The sequence below is a fragment of the Psychrobacter sp. AOP3-A1-26 genome (assembly GCF_052378235.1).
Lineage (GTDB): Bacteria > Pseudomonadota > Gammaproteobacteria > Pseudomonadales > Moraxellaceae > Psychrobacter.
In genome coordinates this window covers 13935-37005 of record NZ_JBQSXN010000027.1, presented here as the reverse complement: position 1 = coordinate 37005, position 23071 = coordinate 13935, and the positions used below count along the sequence as shown (strand labels likewise).

Sequence of the window (23071 nt, the reverse complement as noted above, 5' to 3'; positions counted from 1 at the left end):
TTTAATAAAAAACATCAGTAATAAAGACAATCACTGCTAAGGATTTTATATGAGTATTCGTATTCACCCCATTAAAGCGTTCAATGACAACTATATTTGGACACTCATTAATGAAAATAATAAGCAGGCGATTGTCATTGATCCGGGTCAAGCCGAGCCAGTTATCGCCTATTTAGAAGAAAACGGCTTAGAGCTGACGTCCATCTGGACCACACATCATCACCATGATCATATCGGAGGCGTCGCCGAGCTACAAGAATCTTATCCAATGACTCATTTGGTTGCGCATACCGAGCACAATGTCGATGAAGATCAAACTATTAAAGACGGCAGTACGGTCAGTGCTTGGGGCTGTGCCGCGCAAGTATGGGATGTGTCCGGTCACACCGCAAGCCACGTGGCATATATTTTGGATATCGATGGACAGAAGCATTGTTTTTGCGGTGATACCTTGTTTAGTGCCGGTTGCGGACGCGTCTTTACCGGCACGATTGAGCAATTGCATGACAGCTTTAAGCGTTTAAATGGCTTGCCAGCCGAGACATTGCTGTATCCAGCACACGAATATACTGCCAGCAACTTACGCTTTGGTTTGTCTATCGAGCCTGACAATGCGGCGATGCAGCAAGCGCTGGCTCAAGCAGAAGAAAAAACCGCTCAAGGTATCCCGACGCTGCCAGTCACTTTAGAGCATGAACGCGCAATCAATGTGTTTTTGCGTACGCAAGAATCGAGTGTGATCGCTGGTGTTAAGTCTAAGGTAAATATCGATGACGATAAGTCTTTGACCGTATTTGCCGAGTTACGTGAGCTTAAAAATAACTTCTAAATACTAAGTTGTCATCTCTCTTTATTTTAGGAAGCCGTCGTTATGGGTCGTTATATCTTGAAAAGGTTACTGCTGATATTACCGACGCTTTTTTTGATATTACTCGCAAACTTTGTGATTGTACAAGCAGCGCCTGGTGGTCCTGTCGAGCAGCAGCTGGCGCTTATCGAACAAGGCGCAAAAGACAATGTGCTTGGTGGTAATATTGGCGCGGGCAGTGCAGGCAACAACAGCACTTATCAAGGGACACGCGGTTTATCAGAGGAGATGGTGGCGGCGATTAATGCTCAATATGGCTTTGATAAATCGGCACCAGAGCGTTTTTGGCTGATGCTAAAAAATTATGCCCAGTTGGATTTTGGTGAGTCGTTTTTTAAAGGTCAGACGGTGACCGACCTGATTATAGAGAAACTACCCGTATCGATCTCGCTAGGGCTTTGGAGTACGCTGCTGATTTATATGATCGCCATTCCACTCGGGGTTTATAAAGCGATGCATCATGGTTCAGGGATTGATAAAGCAACAGCCATGCTGCTTGCTATCGGCCATGCAATACCCGTTTTTGTATTTGCTGTCATATTACTGGTGTTTTTTGCTGGGGGTAGCTACTGGAACATTTTTCCACTGCAAGGATTAACTTCCGAGAATTTTGATCAATTAAGTGCGCTTGGTAAAGTGAAAGATTACTTTTGGCATCTGGCATTGCCGCTCTTAGCAAGTACCGTTGGTGGTTTTGCTGGCTTGACCTATTTGACCAAGTTTAGTTTTTTGGAAGAGCTGGGTAAGCAATATGTGCTTACCGCGCGAGCAAAAGGTTTGGGCGAACGGCAAGTGTTATACGGTCATGTGTTTCGTAATGCCATGCTGATTATTATTGCTGGTATCCCAGCGGCTATCGTTGGGATTTTCTTTGCCGGTAATTTTCTCATTGAAATTATCTTTAAGCTTGATGGTTTGGGGTTGTTAGGTTTCGAAGCTATTCAGCAGCGTGATTATCCGGTGATATTTGGCACGCTGTTTATCTTTACTTTGCTCGGATTATTATTGCAGTTAATTAGTGATTTGAGTTATCACTTAATTGATCCGCGTATTGATTTTGAGGGGCGCTAATGTCAAGTCATCCATTATCCTCAACGCCCTCAACTGCCTCTTCTATTCCACTAGAAAAAAAACGCCGCCTAAATCCTATTTGGCAGGCACGCCTAAACCGTTTTCGTCACAATCGCCTTGGAGTGATATCGCTATTTATTTTTGCCCTGATATTTGTTATTTGTATGGCAGCCAATGTGATTGCCAATGACAAGCCGCTACTGGTGCAGTATCAAGGTGATTATTATTTTCCCGTACTAAAAGCCTATCCCGAAACGACTTTTGGCGGGGTGTTCGAGACCGAAGCCAACTATAAAGACCCTGCGGTACAAATGCTGATTGATGAGCAGGGCTTTTATATTATGCCGCCCATCCCTTTTGCTGATCAGACACCGAACGTTGAGCTAGGAATTCCATATCCAGCCGCGCCCAATAGCCAAAATTGGCTTGGGACAGATGATTTGGGTCGTGATGTGCTGGCGCGGATACTTTACGGCATGCGGGTATCTTTGTTGTTCGGTCTGGCCTTGACGCTAGCAGGCGCGCTTATTGGTATTATCGTTGGTGCGATACAAGGTTATTATGGTGGTTGGGTAGATTTAGCAGGGCAGCGCTTTATGGAAGTATGGGGCGGTATGCCGCAGCTGTTTATGATTATTATTTTGGTCAGCTTGTTTAGCCCTAGTATTACTATGCTATTTGCCATGATGTTGTTATTTGGTTGGATGGGCTTGGTCGGTTTGGTGCGGGCTGAGTTTTTGCGTGCCCGTAACTTTGACTATGTGCGTGCGGCGCGTAATTTGGGTGTGTCGGACAGTCAAATCATGCTCAGACATATTATGCCCAATGCCTTAGCGTCAAGCTTGTCACAGCTGCCGTTTATATTGACTGCTAATATTATTGCTCTGACGGCATTGGATTTCTTGGGTTATGGTTTGCCGCCTGGGTCGCCGTCGCTCGGCGAGCTGATGGTACAAGGAAAAAACAATCTTGATGCACCTTGGCTTGCGCTATCGGGATTTTTTAGTCTAACCTTTATTTTATCATTGCTAATCTTCGTTGGCGAAGCGCTGCGCGATGCGTTTGATCCGAGGCGTTCCTGATATGAAAACCGATAATATGATAAGCGCTAATATGGCAACTGCTACTGATAAAAATAACCTTTTAGGCGAAAGTCATAGCAATGTAAAAAATAAGCTAATGCTAGCAGTAGATAAACTTAGCATCGTCACTGATGCAAGTGTTGTTCTAGTCGATAAACTATCATATGAGCTGAGACAAGGACAAACCTTGGCCATCGTTGGTGAGTCAGGCTCGGGAAAATCTATCGCCAGTCTGGCGCTATTGGGGCTGTTACCCGATAATTTGAGCATTAGCGGTGAGGTAAAGCTAGCAAGCTCAACAGGGTTGACGGCACTACCAATAACCAATGCCAATGTTAGTGCTAATGCACGTAATGCTGCGCTGCGCTCTATCCGCGGACAGCGTATCGGCATGGTGTTTCAAGAGCCGATGACGGCATTAAACCCGCTACATACCGTTGCCAAGCAAATCGCTGAGTCTCTTCGTCTAAGCGGTGTACCTAAGAAACAATGGCGCGAAAAAAGTATCGCTTTGTTAGCTGATGTTAATATCACTGATCCTACTGATAAACTAGGTCGCTATCCACATGAGCTATCAGGCGGTCAACGCCAGCGCGTAATGATAGCAATGGCGTTGGCGCAACAGCCCGATATTTTAATCGCTGATGAACCAACCACGGCGCTAGATGTGACTTTGCAACATGAAATCCTTAAGCTGTTAGATGATCTTAAGCGTCAGCATAATATGGCGATGGTGCTTATAAGCCATGATTTGAATTTAGTTAGGCGCTACAGTGACGACGTCATCGTCATGCGCCAAGGGCAGACGATTGAGCAAGGGCAGACGGCAGCAGTATTTAACCAGCCTAAAGCCGAATATACCCGCTCGCTGATTCAGCAAGACTTTGGGCAAGCGCTAAACTTTTCTAATGACGAGCAAAGTCAGCAATCAACTGTATTGCAAGTAAATAACCTACAAGTAAAGTTTGCAATTGAAAAAAGCTTGTTTGGCGCAACCAAACGTTGGTTTGATGCAGTAAAAGACGTCGACATGACGTTACAAAAAGGGCATGCGCTGGGTATCGTTGGTGAGTCAGGCTCTGGCAAAACGACGATTGCCCTTGCCTTAAGTCAGTTACTTAGCAATCAAGCACGTGTCAGTGGACAGATAATAATCAATGGACAAGAAGTTACAACCTTGTCAAAACGTGAGCTGCGTCAGTTTCGCTCGCAGATTCAAATGGTATTTCAAGATCCCTTTGCTAGTATCAACCCTCGTATGACAGTGATGCAAATCGTAGAAGAAGGATTGCTAGTACAAGGCGTTGATAAGGTAGCACGCCAGCAGGCGGTAATGGACAGTCTTGCTACCGTGCATTTGCCAGCTGATTTTTCCCAGCGTTATCCGCATGAGCTCTCAGGTGGTCAACGTCAACGTGTGGCATTGGCGCGTGCCCTGATTATGCGGCCAAGTCTATTGATATTAGATGAGCCGACTTCGGCGCTTGATAGCACCACCCAGGTGACTGTCGTCAACTTGCTACGAGAAATTCAACAAAAATTGCAAATCAGTTATGTCTTCATCAGTCATGATTTAAAAGTAGTGCGCGCCTTATGTCAGTATATTATGGTGCTCAAAGACGGAATGTGTGTTGAGTCTGGGCGTACTGAAGATGTTTTTAATAACCCGCAGCATCCCTATGCTCAGCAATTATTGCAGGCGAGTATGCTTTAGCTTATACAGACAGCGACAGCCTTAAATAATCAGAACATAGCAGTTCATAGTAATCACAACATCCTAAAAAAGACGGTGATACAATAAGTTAAACAGACGTTCACTTTAGTTAAATGCATAAATTTGTTTAATTTTTAGTTAAAGAGCAGTTTAAATCGCTGCTTTAAATGGTTGCCATTGCTATTATTACCGTCATTAAAAAGGATTTTTACCCATGAAAAAACACAATAGTATCTCTAAGCTAGTAAGCAATAACCCGTTGCAATATGCCGGTTATTTAGCAGTTGCCAAAACTCGCGCCAAAGTACTAAAAGCATTTGCTTACGTTGTACCTATTAGAAGACCGATGTTATTTGTCGGTGAGAGCTCTTGCGATGAGCTATGCGATATGGCCATTAATGAAGGTAGTAGCAATGTGTTTATCGTCACTGACGCCGTGCTCAATAAGCTTGGTATACCCGCTAAAATTACTGATTACTTAGACAAAAAAAATATTAGCTATACCGTCTATGATGGTATTACCCCAGACCCTACTTTTCAGGTTGTCGAAGAGGGATTACGTAAATCTGTAGAGGCTAAGTGCGATTCGATCATAGCTATCGGTGGTGGCTCGGTGATTGATGCCGCCAAGATGATTGCCATGTCTCAAGGCAATAACTGCAAGCCAAAACAACTTATGGGTATTCTTAAAGCCAGAAAGCCTTCTGTACCGTTATATTGTGTGCCTACGACTGCGGGTACTGGCTCAGAAGCAACGCTTGGCGCAGTTGTATCAGACGACAAAACTCATCAAAAATCCCTGTCTATCGACCCCAAAATGGTGCCACTAGCGGCGGCGATTGACCCTGTGATTATGAAAGGCATGCCTGCGCATATTACCGCTGATACCGGTATCGATGTCTTAACCCATGCGTTAGAGGCATGGATGAGTGCCAATGCTAGTGTCGAGACTGATTATTATGCTGCCTCTGCTGCCAAATCTGTCATGCAAAACTTACCGCTGGTTTATAAAGATGGCGGCAATCTTAAAGCCAGAGAAGAGATGGGTATCGCCGCTCATTACGGCGGGATAGCCTTTAACAAAGCTGGTCTCGGTTATGTCCATGCCATCGCTCACCAGTTAGGGGCTTACTACCATATTCCACATGGTCGTGCCAATGCCATCGTGCTGCCATATGTCCTCGATGTAAATCGTAAAGCCACTAAAAAACGCTTAGCTGAATTGGCTAGAAAAACGGGCATGGTACAAGTAGGTCAGGCTAGCAGTAGTGATAGCGATATAACTGATCATCTAATCGCCCAAGTACGCGATTTGATAGCAAGCTTAAATATCGATCCAATGGTTAAAGGGATGCAGAGCAGTGATTTTGATAACATTGCTAAAGCAGCGGCAAAAGAAGTCAGTGACACCTATGCCGTGCCAACGTATCTATCCGCATCTGAAATTAAAGGTATCCTAACGAAGATTAAGCAGGCTAGTGATGAGTATGCGGGTAGTGAGTCTAAGAGTGATAAAGTCGCTTAGCCATAATAAAAAAGTCACTAAAAGAAAAAGCACCTTACTTTCATAGTAAGGTGCTTTTTTATGTTTCTAAACAGCTAAATTAAAATGCTGGACGGCGTTTTGGCACAGCGTCTAAAAACTCATTACGTGCTTGGTTGTCGTGTACATACTCACCTAACATCGCTGTACTGCGCGTGGTCGAATGCTGTTTGTTGACACCGCGCATCATCATGCACATGTGCGCTGCATCCATGACGACCGCTACACCGCGGCAGCCAGTCACATCCATAATCGTTTGCGCCACTTGTTCGCTTAAATTCTCTTGAATTTGTAAGCGACGAGCAAACATATCGACGATACGGGCGAATTTTGATAGCCCTAAGACTTGACCATTTGGTAAATAGCCAATGTGCGCGACACCATGAAACGGCAACATATGATGCTCGCATAATGAATAAAATTCAATGTTTTGCACCAAGACCAATTCACGATTGGTCGATGGGAAGACCGCATCATTGACGACTTCATCCAAGCTTTGATGATAACCCTGAGTCAAGTGAGCAAAGGCTTTTGCTGCACGCATTGGGGTTTCTTCTAAGCCTGGGCGCTGTAGGTCTTCGCCAGTCGAGGTAATAAGCTGGCGATAGGACTCGATGCTTTCTTGATAATCTGATGTTATTGTTGGGGTATTGCTCATAAGTTTGGCAGCCATCCAAAATGTGGGTGTAGCTTAACGCTAAATCCTTAATTACAAACAACGCTTGTAAAGGATTTTTATAAAAATTGTGCAAGCTGGAGGGTTGTGATTATACTTGAAAATAGCTCAACTTCATACCGTTATGGATAAACCCTTTCAGCTAATTAAAGTAATACTGTCTGAATATTTGTATATATAAAATACCATTTAGAGTGATACAAGAAAGTATCATTAATGAACGACAGGGCTCTGTTTAGGTAGCTATAGTTTACGACTGTTTACTTAAACTGATTCGTGTATAATATAGCAACTTTTATATTTTTATTTGCCATTTTTATACCGGCTCATTTTACCGAGTTTTAACCGTTCAACAAGGAAATATTATGCTACTACAAGGACAACGCTTTGTCGTCACCGGCATCGCCAGCAAACTTTCTATTGCCTGGGCAATCGCTGAAGCCTTACATCGTGAAGGCGCATCGCTGATTCTTACCTATCCCAATGATAAAATCAAAAAACGTGTGGATATGGCCGCGGAAAAGTTCGAAGCAGATTTAGTTCTTGAGTGTGACGTGGCGTCTGATGAGTCGATTGCTGCATGTTTTGAGCAAGTCACTGCCCATTGGGGTGATGGTATCGATGGGGTGGTACACGCAATTGGCTTTGCACCGATGGATCAGCTGGATGGGGATTTCGTCAACGCAACGACCCGTGAAGGTAGCCAAATTGCTCATGACATCTCAAGCTATAGCTTTGTGGCATTAGCAAAAGCCTCACGTGAGTTGTTGGCAATGCGCCACGGCTCGATGCTGACCTTGACTTATGAAGGTAGTATTTCAGTCTTGCCAAATTACAACGTCATGGGTATGGCAAAAGCCAGTCTTGAAGCGAGCGTGCGCTATCTTGCTACTTCTATGGGCGGTGAAGGGATTCGTGTCAATGCGATTTCTGCTGGTCCTATCCGTACGCTTGCTGCCAGTGGTATCAAGTCATTCCGTAAAATGCTTGATGTCAGTGAAAAAATTGCCCCGCTACAGCGTAATATTACCCAAACTGAAGTAGGCAATGCTGCCCTTTTCTTACTATCACCTTGGGCGTCTGGTATCACTGGCGAGATTATGTTCGTTGATGCAGGTTTTAATACCGTTGCTATTAGCGAGCAATTAATGATGCTTGATGAACAGAAATAATTAAAGGTATTTCTCAATAATGTATATTGAGAAATAAGGAAGACAGCCAATCGGTTGTCTTTTTTAGTTATACTATGGGCTTTTTTGGTGATGAGCCTTTAGGCGACAAATATGATAACCAGACTACCAAGATGGATATTGTGGGGCGGCGCCGTGCTGGCGTTTAGTGCAGGCTGCGTCAATACAGCCGCATTGATGGGTTTTACCAACTTATCTGTCTCTCATGTGACGGGCAATGTGAGCTTGTTTGCCGCGGCGGTTGCTTATCTAGATGCTCGTAGTATCTTGTTTATTGGTGCGATATTGCTGTCTTTTTTGGCAGGGGCAATATTGAGCGGTTTTGTCATTGGTCAGACGTCATTGACACTAGGCAGGCGTTACGGTAATGCTCTTTATATTGAAGCAGGTTTATTATTGCTCAGCTATTGGTTATATCAGCAGCACGATTATCTAGGGCAGTTGGCTGCCGCGATGGCTTGTGGGTTGCAGAATGCGATGGTCGCGACTTATAGCGGTGCAGTGATTCGTACCACACACTTGACCGGACTGACCTCGGATATGGGCGCGGCCATCGGTAATTGGCTGGCAGGTCGTTCGATTAGCAAGCCGACATTAGGCTTTCAAGCGATTATTTGGTACTGCTTTTGCGGTGGTAGTACGGTCGGTGCGTTTTTATATGCCAAAGTGGGCTATGGCGCGTTGTTTTTACCCATTACTATTGTTCTCACTGCCGCCTTTGTTTATAACTATGTGTCAGACAATCTGCCAGAAAAAAGACAACCGAGAAAACGTAAAGAGCGCTCATCTAATTGATGAGCGCTCTTAAGTTTGTTGGCTAAGTAGATTACTTATCATCTTCCTTATGGTCCTCGTGTTCGTGCATGCCTTGCATCATATCCAGTGCAGAGTCATCAGTACGCTGCTGGTCCTGTTTGGACAGTCCATCTTGATTGATATCTTTTCGTGCCATTTTAGTAGTCGAGTCGGTTTTGTTTGAATCTGTCATAAAGTGCTCCTGTTTGTTTTTATTAACCTTCCAATAAAAGCGCCAATAAAATATGCTTGCTGTACATTTTATCCTACGCATTTTATTACGCGTCTTATACTGGTGTTTAGTTTTTTACTGATTTAGTATGGAATAGCACCATGACGTTGTACAGATACGATGTGCGCTTGTTTAGTGACGTTGTGTAACTATGCATCACAATGGTTGCTACTACCTAACGATGGATAATTATAAGAGTATACTCAGAATAGTAAGTTGTTAAATTTAAAGCACTACTAAAAGCATGGCTCAGTATGGGTTTGCAAAAGACTTTGCCAAATGATTTTTCTGCTATATATCTATTATGATAGCGGCGTATCTTTTTGGGTTGATGGCTAAATGATCACTAAAACACGTCGGTATATATAAGTTTCTTCCCCTGTCTTTAAGGAAATAAGGACATTTTATGTCAGAGCAAAAGCTAGATAGCCATCTACCTGATGATGGCAATGAGTATTTATTTACCGATACCTTTCCGAAGGGCACAGGTAAAGGGTTGATCGTTGTTGCCGTTGCAGCGATTATTAGTATGATCATCTACAACGTATTACCGTTCGATATCAATGCCAATAAAGGCTTGGCGATGTTGTTCTTTATCGGCGTGTTGTGGCTAACGGAAGCAGTACATGTGACCATCACCGCGCTCTTAGTGGTCGTGGTTGGTGCATTGATTGGCATTCCAGAGTTTGATGCCAAAATAGGCTTGCAGAGCTTTGCCAGTCCGACGATTTATTTATTCTTTGGTGGTTTTGCTCTGGCAGCGGCGTTGCACGTGCAGCAATTAGACAAGAAAATTGCCCTAAAAATACTATCGATGTCAGGCGGCAAGCTAGGCACGGCGGTATTTTTGATATTTGGGGTGACAGCGTTTTTGTCAATGTGGATATCGAACACTGCCACAGCGGCTATGATGTTGCCGTTAGCACTCGGTATCTTGACCCAAGTTGACCGTGAAAAAGATCGCGGCACTTTTGTGTTTGTACTACTGGGTATTGCTTACTCAGCAAGTCTTGGTGGCTTAGGAACTATCGTTGGTTCACCGCCCAACGCCATCGCTGCAAAAGCGCTTAATATCGCTTTTGTTGATTGGATGAAGTTTGGTGTACCGATGATGTTGGTGTTACTACCATTATTGCTCGGTGCGATGTATCTGTTCCTAAAGCCCAACCTAAATCGTAAAATTGTCATGGTTGAAGACGAGCCTATCGCTTGGAATAAACCGCGTGTGGTGACGATTATCGTCTTTATTATCACCGCATTAAGCTGGATATTTTCTAAAAAAATTGGTGCCGCGCTTGATATTACTGATACTGATGCGATTATTGCCTTATCAGCCGCAGCGGCAGTAGTCAGTCTGGGTTTGGTGTCATGGGAACAGGTCTCTGATAACACCGATTGGGGCGTACTCATGTTATTCGGTGGCGGTATTGCGCTATCGACGGTTTTAAAGGTATCAGGAGCTTCCTTGGTACTTGGTGAGACGGTGGCCAATGCATTATCATCTGCACCACTCATCATTGTGATGATTGCCATATCGGCATTTATTATATTTTTGACGGAGTTTGCTTCTAATACGGCTTCTGCTGCACTATTGGTGCCAGTGTTCGCCGCGATTGCTGAACAAATGGGATTGCCACATGAGGTGTTGGTATTGGTCATCGGTATCGGTGCGTCGTGTGCCTTTATGCTACCCGTTGCCACACCGCCAAACGCCATTGTGTTTGGTACTGGGCTCATTAAGCAGTCAGAGATGATCCGTACAGGTGTCATTTTGAATATTATTGCCACAGTTGTAGTAGGGCTGTGGGCGTATTTCTTCTTAATATAGCTTAGCAACCCCAATAGTTGTGATTAACAATAACCCGATATTTAAGTGATCCTTGAATATCGGGTTTTTCATTTACTAATAACTATAATGCCTGTATAAAAGACGTATCGTTTGTTATCTTGCAGCTATGAGCACTCGAATCGGCTTTAGCAATATAGGCAATTCTAAATAAAATAGATACGTTGGCAAGTTGGTAACCACGTGCTACTGTTATAAATTTTTCTTATTTGCGGTTCGCAAGCGTGACAGAGGCTACGAAAAATCTACTCCAGTAGCACTCGCATTGGTTTTAAAGTGAATCAGCCATAGTAAGTAACGTCATCTCATTAAACGGATTTAATAAATTGGCACAATGGCTCGTAAAAGCAATCATTTATTTACTCATCGCTATGATGGCGCTACTGGTTGCTCTCGTAGCCTTTTATTGGGCGCCTGATCGTAGCGTGGCTGAACTCAAGCAATGGCAATTGCCTAACAGCGAGTTTATAGACGTGCAAGGGATGCAGGCTCATGTTGTACGGTCAGATAAATGTGATGTGTATCGTAGCCAAACCACAATCGATAAAGCAGTTAACACTGGAGCATCGCTACCGGAAGCGTTGGTTTTATTACATGGGACATCAGCAAGTTTGCATACGTGGCAAGGCTGGACGAAAGCATTAAGTGCTAACTATTGTGTCGTTAGTATGGATTTGCCTGGTTTTGGTTTAACAGGCCCATATACCGATGCGACGACAAAGTATAGTAGCGCTAATTACGCTAAATTTGTCATGCAAGTGCTCGATCATCTCAACCTAAATCAAGTGACAAAAGTGACATTGGCAGGTAATTCTTTAGGGGGTAAAGTCGCTTGGCGTACAGCGGCTCTATATCCTGAGCGCATTGATAAACTGATCCTAGTTGATGCCGTTGGCTATCCAGCGACGCCCAAGCAGGTGCCAATGGGCTTTAAACTAGCGAAATATCCAGCGTTGACGCCTATTTTAACCCGGATACTGCCGCGAGATGTGGTCAAAAAAAGTGTGCTAAGTGTGTATGCTGATGATAGCAAAGTCGATGAAGCGTTGGTTGATCGATATTATGATTTGACGCTGCGCCAAGGCAACCGCCAAGCATTGAATCGTCGTCTACAAGAGACAGATAGTACCAGTAACCAAGCGCAAATAAAAAAGTTGAATTTGCCAACCTTAATCATTTGGGGCGTACAAGATGATTTGATTCCCGTCGAAAATGCGACGCTTTTTCATAAAGATATTGCCAATAGTCAGCTTAAGATATTTGATAATTTAGGGCATGTGCCACATGAAGAGGATCCTATCGCCACTGTTAACGTGGTCAAAGACTTTTTAGCACAAACCGAGTAGGGTTGTCGACTATTGATAGTAATTTTTTATGGCAGCTATGTCGGTTATCTAAGTATTAACAATCTAAGGAAGGGGTTATAGTATGGCTTTAAATATGTATTACAAAAACGGCATGATTCGTAAAATACACTGCCAAATCACTGATGATTTAGTGCCCACCCTTTATCAGGTTCATGATAGTGCTAAGTTTCCACAATTAACGTGGCTAATCGATAATCTGTATGAAAATCCGCAGATTCAACCTGCTATCGCTCGCGCATTAGCTGATGAGATGGTAGCGTTTGAGACCTTAATACTTTCGCTGCATCTGCCTTTTCCTAGGATACCTCTAAAAAATATGCAGACTTTCTTTACTGGAGCTGCTACTAGTCAACAGGTTGTATTCGTTCAAAGTGAGCACACATCCTAGTCTTTTCTTAATGGTCTGCGCAATATTGGCCATATTGCGATAGGCTATAATCGTTAATATTTTTACTATCGCACCAGACCTGTCTTAATGCTGGCAATTGCATTATGTCTATCTGTCTATGAAAACCTTGCGCGTTAAGCTGTCTATAATTATGGCCTCGCTCTAGTATACCGTTTGAGTATAAAGAAAAACTAGCAACCATGGTTTCAGTGTGGCTGTATAGCTTGACAGAGACAGCATTTATACTTTCTTTACCGCCTATATTCTCACGCCATTTTCCATAACTTTGGCTATTGATATCATTGGTGATGGCTTCGACGGTTTTAGGATGATGCTTTATAGTATAAACCTTAGTATCGTTGGAATAAGGGTATTTGATTTCAACTTTAATGATGTGTTGATAAATTGCTCTTTGGGTTAGTACTACTTGGTTTGATAAAGAGTATACAACGCATACTAAAACAATAAATCCAATAACAATGGGTATCGACTTTATAGCCAACCTATTTAATTTAGACATATAAAACCTTCTTTATGATATAAGTCTTATTGAATTGATGGTTTCTTCAATAGAGTATGATTTAAGCATATCGATCAAAGTCAGTAATAGTGTATCAGATGATTTTATATATCGGACGCTAACGTCGGTATTAGAAACACCACAACCAACTTGAATCACTGCCAAATTACCCCCATAATCTAGTCACTTCCAAATAATAAATAGCCTAAGTAAATATGCCCAATACTTCTAAGAATGCCTCAGAAATGCCTACTGAAAACAAAACTAATGAACTAAGCTCCGATGAAATAAGTAAAGTAGCAACCCCAAATAACGATGACTCAAATATCATGGCAAACAATGATAAAGCGCAAGCGCAAACGCAAACTAAGGTCGCTACTGATTTACCCGTTCTTGCCAAAGATAGTTATTATTTAAGCCGTCTGGAGCGTGAATTGGCTCGTGCTGCTGTGGCAAAAAATAAAAAACCGAATGCTAAGACTGATAACGGCGATAATAATAAAGCAGACGATGTGCTGACTAAAAAACGGGCGCAATATGACAAAATAAAAACCCGTTCACAGCAAGCGGTACAGGCACGTATAGATAGTATTCCGAATGATTTACCAGCCAAATTAAACCTTGATTTGCCGGTTAGTCAACGTGCTGAGGATTTAATCCAAGCGATTACCGACAACCAAATCATTATCGTAGCGGGTGAGACAGGCTCTGGTAAAACCACGCAGTTGCCAAAGCTTGCGATGCTGGCAGGTCGCGGTATTACTGGGCAAATAGGGCATACGCAGCCGCGAAGACTGGCGGCAAGAAGTGTATCGAATCGAATTGCGGAAGAGTTGGGTGAGCAGTTAGGCAATACCGTTAGTTTCAAGATTCGCTTTAATGAGCAGGGCACAGCGCAGTCTGTCGTTAAGTTGATGACCGATGGTATTTTACTGGCTGAATTGGGTCATGACAGGTTTCTCAGTAAATACGACACTATTATCATCGATGAAGCGCATGAGCGTAGTTTAAACATCGACTTTATTATGGGTTATCTCAAGAAGCTCCTGCCCAAGCGTCCTGATTTAAAAGTGATTATTACCTCGGCAACGCTTGATACCAAGCGTTTTAGCGAATACTTTAGTCGTTATGATAATAAGCTAAAACGGCAAGTTCCTGCACCTATCTTTAATGTCGAAGGGCGCAGCTTTCCTGTAGAAGTGCGTTATCGTCCGTTGACTGATGAGCCGGTGACCAGCTCTGATGATGATAGCTATGATGACTTTGAAGATAATTTACCGCGTGCGGTGGTTGCTGCGGTAGATGAGTGTTTTAGTGATGCGCAAAACAAAGGTCATGCCGACCAAGCCGATATCTTGATATTTGCTGCCACTGAAGCGGAGATTCGTGAGACGCAAGAAATACTTGTGCGTCACGGGCCCAAGCATACCGAAGTATTGCCATTATTTGCACGTCAAACTTATGAAGAACAGCAGCGTATTTTTCAACCCTCGGGTCGAGGTCGGCGTATCGTTATCGCCACCAACGTAGCTGAGACTGCGCTGACCGTACCTGGTATTCGCTATGTGATTGATTTGGGTTTTGCGCGGATTTCGCGTTATTCTTATCGTTCACGTGTCCAGCGTTTACCAATTGAAGCCATCTCACAAGCCGCCGCCAATCAGCGTAAGGGTCGTTGTGGTCGCGTGGCGCCCGGTGTTTGTATTCGACTCTATAGTGAGGAAGACTTTAGCGGTCGTCCAGAATTCACCGAGCCGGAAATTCTGCGTACTAATTTAGCGTCAGTCATTTTGCAGATGGCAAACCTGCGCTTAGGCAGTGTCGATGATTTTGCGTTTATCGAGCCACCTGATAGCCGCTTGGTCACGGATGGTCATAAATTACTTGATGAGCTAGGCGCGATTACGTCCAAAAACGCAACCACGTCTACCAAGTCAAAACCTGCAAAAGGTTTGGATCATCTACGACTGACAGCAACCGGTCAAAAGATGGCGCGTATGCCAATCGACCCAAGGCTAGCGCGCATGCTGGTCGCTGGTTCTGATTTCGACTGTATTCGCGAAATGCTAATCGTTGTTGCCGCGCTTGCGGTACAAGACCCGCGCGAACGTCCCGCTAATAAGCGCCAGCAAGCTGACCAAAAGCATGCTGAATTTCGCCAAGATGATTCTGACTTTTTATTCTATTTAAGTCTGTGGAAGGCGCTGTTTGAAAAAGATGAAAACGGCAATAAGCTGTCGGGCAATCAGCGTAGACAGTTTGCTAAGAAAAACTACCTCAGTTTTCCGCGCGTGCGTGAGTGGCATCAAACGCATCGTCAGCTGGTACAAATGGTCACTGAGCTTAATCTAACGGATGCTAGTGATTCAAAAAGTGCTGCTAAAAATAGCTCAACAAAAAATACCACCAGCGACCCGACAGCGATTGAAGATGAAGCGCTTAAAGCGGTTAAATACGCCAATTTACACCGTGCCTTGCTAACCGGTTTATTGTCTATTATTGCCCATAAAACCGAAAATCGCGGTGAGTACTTAGCGGCTCGTCAGCAAAAAACCAAGATATTCCCAGCCAGCACCGTATTTAAGCAGATACCGCCGTGGGTGATGGCATTTGAGATGGTCGAAACATCACAAGTCTTTATGCGTACCGTTGCCAAGATTGAACCTGAATGGATTATTTCTGCCGCGGGTAACTTATTAAAATATCACTATTTTGAACCACATTGGTCGAAAAAGACGGGGCGGGTTAAAGCCTACGCCCAAATCAGCTTATTTGGTCTGATTATTATCAGTAAGCAGTTGGCCAACTATGAGCAAGTTAACTTAATAGAGTCACGAGAAATCTTTATTCGTGATGGTCTAGTGACCGGTAATCTGGGTCGCCAAGCGCCTTTTTTACAGCATAATATGGATAAGGTTGCCGACATTGAACGTATTGAAGATAAGTTACGTCGGCGTGATTTATTGGTCGATGAAGAATCACTGTATCAGTTTTATGATAAAAAAATCCCTGAGCATATTGCCAGCCGTAAAACGTTTGAAGATTGGCGTGCCGAGGTTGAAAAAACCGATACTAAGTATTTATTCTTTACCGATGAAGACGTCCTCAACAGCCAAGCACCCACTACAGGCGACTTTCCAGAAGTTTGGAGACTGGGTGACTTAAAGCTACCGTTACGCTATGTTTTTGACCCTGCCAGCGATGATGATGGGGTCACTATTCGTGTACCGCTTGTTGCTTTGCCGCAGCTTGATGCAATTGAGCTATTATGGGGTGTACCTGGCTGGCGTTTTGAGCTAGTATTACAGTTACTAAAATCTTTACCAAAAGACATTCGCCGTCAGATTGTACCGATTCCTGACACTGCCGATAGCTTGTTTGATGAATTGCAGCCCGCTGGTGAACAAGGATTACTAAAACAGCTTTGCCAAGCACTTAATCGCCGTGGCATCATGTCAGTGACACCTGATAATTTTAACCCGTCTACTATCGATCGCTATCTACAGCCACAAATCTGCGTGGTCGATGATAAAAACCGTATCATCGAAAAAGGACGCGACCTACAAACGCTACAAATTCGCCATGCCTCTGAAACTCGCCAAGCCGTGAATGAACAACAAGGCGCTCATACAGAATTCCCTGAGCATTTTGCTTTTAGTAAGAACCATCATAGTGCAGGCGTAGTAATGAAGCAGTTTGCCGCTTTGGTCGCTGATGAGGCAGGCGAGGCAGTATCTATCCATCAATACACTGATGTCAATGCTGCATTGCAGGCGCACCGTAATGGGGTGCTGACTTTAATGAAAGGTAAGCTTGGCGCGAAGAAAAAGCAGCTAACCAGTCAGGTGGATAAAATATTTAAATTGGCGTTTGCCCCGCTTGGCGATATGGAAAAGCTCAAAACCATCATTATAGATGCAACGTTAGATGCAGCACTAGAAGAACACTATGTGTTATTCGACCATACTACAGACTTACCTGAAAGCGCCGATAACATTGCGATTGGACTCAGTGAAGAGCTGCCATTTACTCCTGAAGAATACAATCAAACGCTTGATGTGGTATTAACTAACTTCTTGTTAATCGGTCAAACAGTCATAAAAACGCTCAAAAACGTTTATACTCGTTGGCAACGTATCCGCCAGAGTTTGCTGATGCTCGATCGTGAGATATTCGGCGAGTCTATTGAAGATATCGAAGATCAATTAGAAGATTTACATTTGGCTGATTTTGTCTACCGTATGGATTACAGTCATTGGCAACAGTATCCGCGCTACCTAGAGGCGTTGGAAGTTCGTATAGAACGCCTCGAGCACAATATCGAAGCTGATCTTGATGGCGTCTATGCCCTTGACTTACATATGGAGCGCCTAGCTGGACGCGCCAATGATAAAGCCATTAGCGACTATCGCTGGATGGTAGAAGAATATCGCATTCAACTGTTCGCCCAACCGATGAAAACCCGTATGGCCGTATCACCCAAACGTCTTAGTAAAATGTGGGATAAGACGACTTGATGAGGCGTGGTGTTCTAATCATCGTCTGTACATAGAGTTGATTCACTTTAAAACCGACACAGTAAGTGCTATTGGCTATAAATTTATCTCTTTTTTCAGTTCTTATCGCCGTTTTGCTTTTAATAGCTTAATTCTTGATTACCCTGTCTTTAGTTGTTCAGCTTTTAGTTATCACGATTAAAAGCTGACATTTGATTAAGCAGCTCATCTAGTTATTTTATACACTATCATGATATTGGCTGGTAGCTTATACCTAGCAGCCTTTCCTAAAATGATAAATATTGAAGAAGTCGCTAGGCATTGGCTTTTCTTCAATGCTTTTATCAACCATGGACATCTCTTTATTTATCAAAAAGTGCCGTAAAGCCACGTCCTTCTATGGGGTGGATGTAAGGCATAAATAATACTAAATTCTGCGCTTATTGTGTTACCTATGTTATGTACGGGTATGTTTCCTCTATTGCTGCCTTGGATTGGTCGACGACTCAGCGAGAGCGCATGGATATCTAGTAGATTATTTGCCATTGCCTCAGCAAGCTTGTGGCGTCTATGGCTAGATACCAGTTGGGCTTTGATTGCCAGCGCGCTAATAGGCGGTACTATCATCGAATCGCTTAGATCGCCGCCCGTGGTTATTTTTTGCTATAGGCATTCAGGTTATCGGTTTTATAGGGTTAATGCTGATGCCAGCATCACTACTTATTCTTTGGGTCGCTATGATTGGTTGTGGACTTGGTGCTTGTTTTTCACTGACATTGACCGTGGCGCTTGATCACTTATCAGATCCTAAGTTGGCTGGCGCATTGACAGCATTTGTACAAGGTATTGGCTTTATTATTACCGCAATTATTCCGTACTTTGCCGGATTTTTGCGTCAGTGGTCGGGTAGTTTTCAGTCAGTTTGGCTGATGTTACTTATCACACTGGTGAGCATGCTGATCGTCACTATGAGATTTGCTCCTCAAAATTATGCAAAGGTAATGAATTATTCATAAAACTAAATCAAGGATTGAAAATGGAAAATATAGCTATGGATGGCATATGCAATCACAAAGTTCATGAAAATTATGTAGAAAAAGTCTCGTTACTAACGGGTGAGATGGCACAGAAGATAGCAAATGCTGCTTTTTTGGCCGCACAAAATTATCGGTTAATGGTGTCGATTACGGTTGTTGATCGCTCAGGACAGACGCTGGCTTTTTTAAGGGACCATCGAGCAGGGGTACATACTATCCGCTCTAGTTATAAAAAAGCTTACACTGCTAACTCACAAAAAAGAGAAACAGCAGTGATTGGTAAAGGGGTTAAAGACGGCACGATTCCTGAAGATATAAGATACTTAGATGAAAACATACTAATAATGGATGGTGGTATACCTATTTCTATAGATGGTGTTGTGGTTGGCGGTATTGGTGTAGGCGGCGCTCATGGTAGTGAGGATGTTCAAATTGCTAAAGCAGGATTGAAGGCTTTAGAGACGACGGGTTGGACTCAGCTTAAAAAAACCGAACTGTCATAATGGTTTTTACTGCACAAAAAAGGCTGGATTAGCAATCGCTAATCCAGCCTTTTTATTGAGTTGCAGACAAATTACAGTAAGGCTTTAACCTTTGGATAAACCATATTAGCAGGAGAGAGGATATCATCCAACGTCGCTTTGTCCATCAGCTTTTCTTCTAAAACGATGTCATAAACACTGCCGCCGGTTTCTTGTGCTTTTCTAGCAACATAAGAAGAAGAGTCATAACCCAGATGTGGGTTAAGGGCAGTCACAAGACCGATATTGTTGAATACTTCGACGTTACAAGCCTCGTTATTCATGATGAGGCCATCGATACAGCGTGTGGCAAATATCTCGCAAATATTAGCCAGCATACTCATACCAGTAAATAAGTTAAAGGCAATCACTGGCTCAAAAACGTTGAGTTGTAGCTGACCATTTTCAGACGCCATGACGATGGTATTATCGATACCCATGACTTGAAAACAGGCTTGATTCACCACTTCTGGGATGACTGGATTTACTTTGCCAGGCATAATTGAGCTGCCAGGCTGCATTTCAGGCAAACGATATTGCGCCAAACCAGCACGAGGACCAGAAGACTGTAAACGTAAATCATGCGCAATTTTAGATAAGCGCGCAGCGAGTAGGCGTAAGTTACCAGACAAAGCCACATAAGCGCTGGTGTCTTGGGTGGCTTCAATCAAGTCTTCAGCGATATAGTAAGGTCTACCAGTCAGCTCAGATAAGGTCTTGGCAACCTCTTCTGAATAGCCAGCTGGCGCATTCAGACCTGTGCCAATCGCTGTACCACCCATATTGATTTCATGAAATAGCGCACGAGTCGCTTCGATTCGCTCCATTTCTTTTTTTATCATCGTTGCAAAAGCATTAAACTCTTGACCCGCTGTCATAGGCACGGCATCTTGCAAATGGGTGCGGCCCATTTTTAGCTTGTCAGCCAGCTCAACACTTTTATTTTTAAAGCTATTGTACAAAACATCCATTTTGGCAAGCAAGCGAACGCAATAATCATCTAAGGCGACATTCATCGCAGTGGGGTAAGCGTCGTTGGTGGACTGTGAAAGGTTAACATCGTTATTTGGGTGTACGTACTGATATTCACCTTTTTTGTGACCTAAAATTTCTAATGCACGATTGGCGATCACTTCGTTGGCGTTCATGTTAGTTGAAGTACCAGCGCCGCCCTGAAACATATCAACAATAAACTCATCATGGTATTTATTAGCGATCAAATCATCGCAAGCAGCCACAATAGCGTCTTTGGTTGTTTCGTTTAACACGCCTACTTTATTATTGGCAATGGCAGCTGCTTTTTTGACGGTCGCAAGTGCGCGAATAAAAGTAGAAAATTGATGTAAGCGTACACCACTGACGGTGAAGTTTTCAAAAGCACGTAAGGTTTGGATACCATAGTAAGCATCGGCGGGTACGTCACGATAGCCGAGTAAATCATGTTCTTGGCGCGTAGTAGTGGTCATTCAATAAACTTCCTTTAGTAAAAACTTTAATCATTGTAGATAGCATTATAGCGTAAGTGTTTTATATTAGGATTAATAATGAAAATTTATTATATGACGCATAATTAAGTCAGACGAGCCTGATACCGTATCGGACAGACTGTCGTTAATATTTAGTGACGGATGTTTTCTGTCATTACTCCCATGTTATAAAGTATGAAGGCAATCACTGTCAGTGCGACAATGAATGGTGTGAGCATCCAAATGATAATGTTAATTATTAACGATGGCACCAATCCGTTAAATAAAAGAAGGTTTGGGGCAAAAAAATCGGTCATCACATCGATTGAACGCTTAGCAATAGGAAACAATAAAGTACTTAGCCCCAACATATAAACGTACTTACCAAAGCTAGGGTCACTCATTAGTATTGTAAAGTAAAACGCTGAGAAGAAAGCCATGCCTAACGCCCAGCATTTAAGAGTGTAGCTTAAATGAATCATATTACTTCCTCCCAAGGCATTATTGTGGTGGCAGCCAAAACACGCCTCTAATACTTTCATTATAGTGAATATACTATATATGTTATATTATGAATATATAGACTAAGTCAACTGTTTTCTATAATTATCTTCATTTTACTAGGGCGTGTCTTCAATTCATCTTACAATGAACGATAGTACACGCCAGATAAAGCATTGACTTAAAATTACGAGCTAACTTCTCATAGCGAGTGGCGATACTACGAAAGTGTTTGAGCCTTGCGAACATATTTTCAACAAGATGACGCAGCTTGTACAAGTAGCTATCAAATTCTGGATTAGGCTGTTTGGCATTCTTCCTTTTAGGAACGACAGGTATCATATTATGGCTTCGAGCTTTATCTCTGATAGCCTCTGAGTCATAGCCCTTATCAGCGATAAAGTAATCAGCCTGTCCAATCATGTCAATCAATTCACCTGCAACTTGACTGTCGTGGACGTCACCCCCAGTGATTTTAAAATGGAGCGGATATCCATCGGCATCACAGGATAGGTGTATCTTTGTAGTTGCGCCGCCACGGCTTTGTCCAATTGCTCTATCTTCACCACGCCGAGCTCCACTTGCATGCTGGTGACAGCGAACATAGCTTCCGTCTGTGAATACCCATTCCGTATCAATTTCTTTGCGTAAGCTAAAAAAAAATTCTCCCATAAGCCAGTTTTCGACCATCGATTAAAGCGACTATAAGCTGTTTTCCAAGAACACAATTTTTTAGGTATGTCACGCCAAGGCGCACCTGTGCGTAGCTTCCACAGTATGGCTTCCATGACCTCTCGACTATTTTGAGTTTGATAGCAGCCATGCTGTATCATTGTTGATTGCAACTGATCCCAAAGCGTATCTGTTAGTGCTGTTCTCGCCATAACTTGTATTTCTCGCATCGTCTCAATAGATGCGGTATTGTAACTATTATTTATGGCTTATCCAATTGAAGACACGCCCTAATCACTCACTGGGTGTTAGCTTTATACATAAGCATTTATCAGCTAATAATAAATAGCCTAAGTAGTAATAAATAATTAAGAACTAAAAAAGGAAAATAAAATGTGGAACGAACGCTATAACGAAGCGGAGTACATCTTTGGCACAGAACCCAATGATTTTCTAAAAGAAAATTTTCAGAAAATAGCAGCAGGTGGCAAGGTTTTATGTTTGGCTGAAGGCGAAGGCAGGAATGCGGTGTTTTTAGCGGAGCAAGGCTATCAAGTCACCGCCATGGATATGTCTGAAGTGGGCTTAAATAAAGCGTTAAAGCTGGCGCAAGATAGAGGCGTGCAGGTTACCACGCAGGTTGCCGACTTAGCCGACTATGATTTTGGAGAAGAGCAGTGGGATAGTATCGTCTCTATTTGGGCGCATTTACCCGACGCTGTCCGTCGACACGTTCATGCCCAAATTGTACCGGCATTAAAACCAAATGGGGTATTTATCCTTGAAGCTTACACCGAACAGCAATTAACTATGGATGCTGTCGGTGGACCACCAGAGACGCAAAGAGAGCGTTTTGGTTCGTTAACAGTTTTACGTAGTGAACTGGCAGCGTTAGAAGAAATAACCGGTACTGAAAAACAGCGTATGATTTCAGAAGGTAAGCGCCATCAAGGCTTGAGTGCGGTGGTTCAGTTTATTGCTAAGAAAGACAGCTAGGATCTGATAAAAAGTATTTAAAAGAAATGTTTTGAAACTTTGTCGACTTAATGTGAAGAGAAAAGGGTTTGCGTTAATCAGGTGTTCTGT

General features: G+C 43.1%; 20 protein-coding genes. 14 read left to right on the top strand and 6 right to left on the bottom strand.

Annotation, left to right across the window (positions count from 1 at the left end; genetic code table 11):
• The first annotated feature begins 49 nt into the window (after positions 1-49).
• The 5 genes from gloB (at position 50) to ACT3TU_RS06625 (ending at position 6260) form a co-directional block, all read left to right on the top strand.
• Positions 50-829 carry a hydroxyacylglutathione hydrolase gene (gloB, locus tag ACT3TU_RS06645; protein WP_192522405.1) on the top strand — a complete coding sequence of 260 codons (780 nt, stop codon included), beginning with the start codon at positions 50-52 and terminating at the stop codon, positions 827-829.
• Positions 830-871: 42 nt separating this feature from the next.
• Positions 872-1939: a microcin C ABC transporter permease YejB gene (gene yejB / locus ACT3TU_RS06640; RefSeq protein WP_101212607.1), complete on the top strand. Its 1068-nt coding sequence runs from the start codon at positions 872-874 to the stop codon at positions 1937-1939.
• Positions 1939-3021 (top strand): ABC transporter permease, encoded by a 1083-nt coding sequence (locus tag ACT3TU_RS06635; protein ID WP_192522406.1) that lies wholly within the window; start codon positions 1939-1941, stop codon positions 3019-3021. The genes yejB and ACT3TU_RS06635 overlap by 1 nt, the downstream gene beginning before the upstream one ends.
• Positions 3022-3052: 31 nt before the next feature.
• Positions 3053-4735 carry an ABC transporter ATP-binding protein gene (locus tag ACT3TU_RS06630; protein WP_225735336.1) on the top strand — a complete coding sequence of 561 codons (1683 nt, stop codon included), beginning with the start codon at positions 3053-3055 and terminating at the stop codon, positions 4733-4735.
• Between the two features lie 214 nt (positions 4736-4949).
• A complete protein-coding gene (locus tag ACT3TU_RS06625) occupies positions 4950-6260 on the top strand; it encodes an iron-containing alcohol dehydrogenase (RefSeq protein WP_192522407.1) in 1311 nt (436 codons plus the stop codon).
• Positions 6261-6339: 79 nt separating this feature from the next.
• Here the strand turns inward: ACT3TU_RS06625 and folE are convergent, their stop codons facing one another.
• Positions 6340-6936 (bottom strand): GTP cyclohydrolase I FolE, encoded by a 597-nt coding sequence (folE, locus tag ACT3TU_RS06620; protein ID WP_192522408.1) that lies wholly within the window; start codon positions 6934-6936, stop codon positions 6340-6342.
• 383 nt (positions 6937-7319) lie between these two features.
• Between folE and ACT3TU_RS06615 the strand changes: the two genes are divergently transcribed.
• Positions 7320-8126 (top strand): enoyl-ACP reductase FabI, encoded by an 807-nt coding sequence (locus tag ACT3TU_RS06615; protein WP_192522409.1) that lies wholly within the window; start codon positions 7320-7322, stop codon positions 8124-8126.
• A 111-nt stretch (positions 8127-8237) separates the two neighbouring features.
• The gene (locus ACT3TU_RS06610; protein ID WP_192522410.1) at positions 8238-8939 is read left to right on the top strand and encodes a YoaK family protein; all 702 of its coding nucleotides are present in this window, start codon (positions 8238-8240) and stop codon (positions 8937-8939) included.
• Between the two features lie 31 nt (positions 8940-8970).
• Here ACT3TU_RS06610 and ACT3TU_RS06605 read toward each other — a convergent pair whose 3' ends face one another.
• Entirely contained in the window at positions 8971-9132 is a 162-nt protein-coding gene (locus ACT3TU_RS06605) for a hypothetical protein (protein ID WP_192522411.1), read from the bottom strand.
• A gap of 445 nt (positions 9133-9577) precedes the next feature.
• On the opposite strand from ACT3TU_RS06605, the gene ACT3TU_RS06600 reads away from it, so the two are divergent.
• The 3 genes from ACT3TU_RS06600 (at position 9578) to ACT3TU_RS06590 (ending at position 12772) form a co-directional block, all read left to right on the top strand.
• Positions 9578-10999 carry an SLC13 family permease gene (locus tag ACT3TU_RS06600; RefSeq protein WP_192529519.1) on the top strand — a complete coding sequence of 474 codons (1422 nt, stop codon included), beginning with the start codon at positions 9578-9580 and terminating at the stop codon, positions 10997-10999.
• 344 nt (positions 11000-11343) lie between these two features.
• Positions 11344-12363: an alpha/beta fold hydrolase gene (locus ACT3TU_RS06595; RefSeq protein ID WP_225735335.1), complete on the top strand. Its 1020-nt coding sequence runs from the start codon at positions 11344-11346 to the stop codon at positions 12361-12363.
• Between the two features lie 82 nt (positions 12364-12445).
• The gene (locus tag ACT3TU_RS06590; RefSeq protein WP_192522413.1) at positions 12446-12772 is read left to right on the top strand and encodes a hypothetical protein; all 327 of its coding nucleotides are present in this window, start codon (positions 12446-12448) and stop codon (positions 12770-12772) included.
• Positions 12773-12779: 7 nt separating this feature from the next.
• Here the strand turns inward: ACT3TU_RS06590 and ACT3TU_RS06585 are convergent, their stop codons facing one another.
• Positions 12780-13292, bottom strand: a complete 513-nt coding sequence (locus ACT3TU_RS06585; RefSeq protein WP_192522414.1) for a hypothetical protein — start codon at positions 13290-13292, stop codon at positions 12780-12782.
• 329 nt (positions 13293-13621) lie between these two features.
• Here ACT3TU_RS06585 and hrpA point away from each other — a divergent pair, with 329 nt between their 5' ends.
• The 3 genes from hrpA to ACT3TU_RS06570 all read left to right on the top strand — a co-directional run bounded on the left by hrpA (position 13622) and on the right by ACT3TU_RS06570 (position 19328).
• Positions 13622-17809 carry an ATP-dependent RNA helicase HrpA gene (hrpA, locus tag ACT3TU_RS06580; protein ID WP_192522452.1) on the top strand — a complete coding sequence of 1396 codons (4188 nt, stop codon included), beginning with the start codon at positions 13622-13624 and terminating at the stop codon, positions 17807-17809.
• A 683-nt stretch (positions 17810-18492) separates the two neighbouring features.
• Positions 18493-18804: a hypothetical protein gene (locus tag ACT3TU_RS06575; RefSeq protein WP_192522415.1), complete on the top strand. Its 312-nt coding sequence runs from the start codon at positions 18493-18495 to the stop codon at positions 18802-18804.
• A gap of 20 nt (positions 18805-18824) precedes the next feature.
• Entirely contained in the window at positions 18825-19328 is a 504-nt protein-coding gene (locus ACT3TU_RS06570; protein ID WP_192522416.1) for a GlcG/HbpS family heme-binding protein, read from the top strand.
• A 71-nt stretch (positions 19329-19399) separates the two neighbouring features.
• On the opposite strand, the gene aspA is transcribed toward ACT3TU_RS06570, so the two are convergent.
• The 3 genes from aspA to ACT3TU_RS06555 all read right to left on the bottom strand — a co-directional run bounded on the left by aspA (position 19400) and on the right by ACT3TU_RS06555 (position 22197).
• On the bottom strand, positions 19400-20812 hold the full coding sequence (gene aspA, locus ACT3TU_RS06565) for an aspartate ammonia-lyase (protein ID WP_192522417.1): 1413 nt from the start codon (positions 20810-20812) through the stop codon (positions 19400-19402).
• A gap of 152 nt (positions 20813-20964) precedes the next feature.
• Positions 20965-21294 (bottom strand): hypothetical protein, encoded by a 330-nt coding sequence (locus ACT3TU_RS06560; RefSeq protein ID WP_192522418.1) that lies wholly within the window; start codon positions 21292-21294, stop codon positions 20965-20967.
• Between the two features lie 151 nt (positions 21295-21445).
• Positions 21446-22197 (bottom strand): IS5 family transposase gene (locus ACT3TU_RS06555; RefSeq protein ID WP_444784182.1). Its coding sequence is split into 2 segments (ribosomal slippage): positions 21446-21990 and positions 21990-22197, totalling 753 coding nucleotides; the frame shifts between segments, so codons are not numbered across the junction.
• A 181-nt stretch (positions 22198-22378) separates the two neighbouring features.
• Between ACT3TU_RS06555 and ACT3TU_RS06550 the strand changes: the two genes are divergently transcribed.
• Complete coding sequence (locus ACT3TU_RS06550) at positions 22379-22981, top strand: class I SAM-dependent methyltransferase (protein WP_192529633.1); 603 nt, start codon at positions 22379-22381, stop codon at positions 22979-22981.
• Positions 22982-23071 lie beyond the last annotated feature (90 nt).